Origin of the sequence: Terrisporobacter muris (genome assembly GCF_024621905.1) — a bacterium.
Taxonomy (GTDB): Bacteria; Bacillota; Clostridia; order Peptostreptococcales; family Peptostreptococcaceae; genus Terrisporobacter; species Terrisporobacter muris.
Genome location: NZ_JANKBY010000479.1, coordinates 1 through 2,059 on the forward strand (window position 1 = coordinate 1; position 2,059 = coordinate 2,059).

General features: G+C 27.7%; 1 protein-coding gene. It reads left to right on the forward strand.

Annotated elements, in window-relative coordinates:
• Nucleotides 1–1,946, forward strand: a 1,946-nt coding sequence (locus NSA58_RS19515; protein WP_257560881.1) for a heavy metal translocating P-type ATPase, incomplete at its 5' end; no start/stop codon positions are given.
• Nucleotides 1,947–2,059: the final 113 nt, after the last annotated feature.

Below are 2,059 nucleotides of genomic sequence, written 5' to 3' on the forward strand. Positions count from 1 at the left end.
ATATAATAAACATAATAAATGATACAGAACCAGGGCTTGATATCAAAGTCGAAGGAACAATAGAAAATAAAACAATTAAAAAAGAAACAAAAATAGTAAAAGATAATAATAAATTAAAACTTTTAAAAATATTATTAGGAGCATTTGTATTTATATTTGCATTTTATGAAGAAATGATGGGAGTAGAAAGTAAATATTCAATATTAATATTCTTAGTGTCTTATATATTAGTAGGTGGAGATGTTGTATATAAAGCTTTACGAAATATGACAAAAGGGAGAATATTTGACGAAAACTTCTTAATGACTGTGGCAACAGTTGGTGCAATAGCTATAGGAGATGCATCAGAAGCTGTTGGAGTAATGTTATTTTATAAGGTTGGAGAATATTTACAAGAGCTTGCTGTAGGTAAATCAAGAAAATCTATTTCTGATTTAATGCAAATAAAACCAGATGTGGCAAACTTAAAAGTAGGTAACTCTATTAAAGTTGTAGATCCAGAAGAAGTAGAAATTGGTGATTTTATAATAGTTAAGCCAGGTGAAAAAGTACCTCTAGATGGAATAATAGTAGATGGAAATTCTATGGTAGATACATCTGCTTTAACTGGAGAGTCTGTTTTAAGAACGGTTAATTCAGGTGATGAACTATTATCAGGATTTATTAATAAAAACTCTTTATTAACAGTAAAAGTAACTAAGAGTTTCTCTGAGTCTACTGTATCAAAAATACTAGACTTAGTAGAAAATGCAAGTAGTAAAAAGTCTAAAACAGAAAATTTTATATCTGTATTTTCAAAATACTATACACCAATAGTTGTTATATTAGCTACATTAATAGCAGTAATTCCACCGATATTTGTACCAGGAGCTATGTTTAGTGATTGGTTACACAGAGGATTAGTATTCTTAGTTGTATCATGCCCATGTGCTCTAGTTTTATCCATACCGTTAAGCTATTTCAGTGGAATAGGTGTTGCTTCTAAAAATGGTATATTAATAAAAGGGAGTAACTACCTTGAAGCTTTAAGATATGTTGATACAGTAGTATTTGACAAAACTGGAACATTAACAGAAGGTGTATTTGATGTTGTAAAAGTTAATTCTGTTGGAATATCAGAAGAAGAATTAATTAAATATGCATCTATTGCAGAAGCTAATTCAAATCATCCAATAGCTAAATCTATTTTAAATTACTATAATAAAGAAGTTAATTTAAATAAAATAGAGAGTTATGAAGAAATAGCTGCTCATGGAATAAAAGTAAAATATGAAAATGAAGAAATATTGGCTGGAAATGAAAAATTAATGACAGCTAATAATATAGAAGTAAATAAAAATGAAGAAATAGGAACAGTAGTTTATATAGCAGTAAATAATCAGTTTAAAGGATCTATAGTTATTTCTGATAAAATAAAATCAGATAGTGAAAAAGCTATTAAGGAAATAAAAGCTCAAGGTATAAAAGAAACTGTTATGCTAACTGGAGATAATAAAGAAGTTGCTGATTCAGTAGCAAAACAATTAAAGGTAGATAAAGTATATTCAAATTTATTGCCAAATGAAAAAGTAGAAAAAATAGAATCTATATATGAAGGTAGAAATGATAAAGAAAAAATTGCCTTCGTAGGAGATGGAATAAATGATGCTCCAGTTCTTGCTCGTGTGGATGTCGGTATAGCTATGGGTGGTTTGGGATCAGATGCAGCTATAGAAGCAGCAGATATAGTTATAATGACAGATGAACCAAGTAAAATAGCTGAAGGAATAAAAATATCTAAAAAGACTTATAAAATAGTATGGCAAAATATTATATTTGCATTAGGTATTAAAATTATAGTTATGATATTTGGAGCCTTAGGTATGGCAAGTATGTGGGAAGCAGTATTTGCTGATGTAGGTGTTGCCTTAATAGCAGTATTGAATGCAATGAGAATAATGAAATAAAATATTAATACTACTTTGTTATATTATGAATGTAAGATTTATATATACAAAGTAGTATTTTTATTTGTTTATTACAAAGAATAAATGTTAAATATAAGTTTTGTTTTTATTAC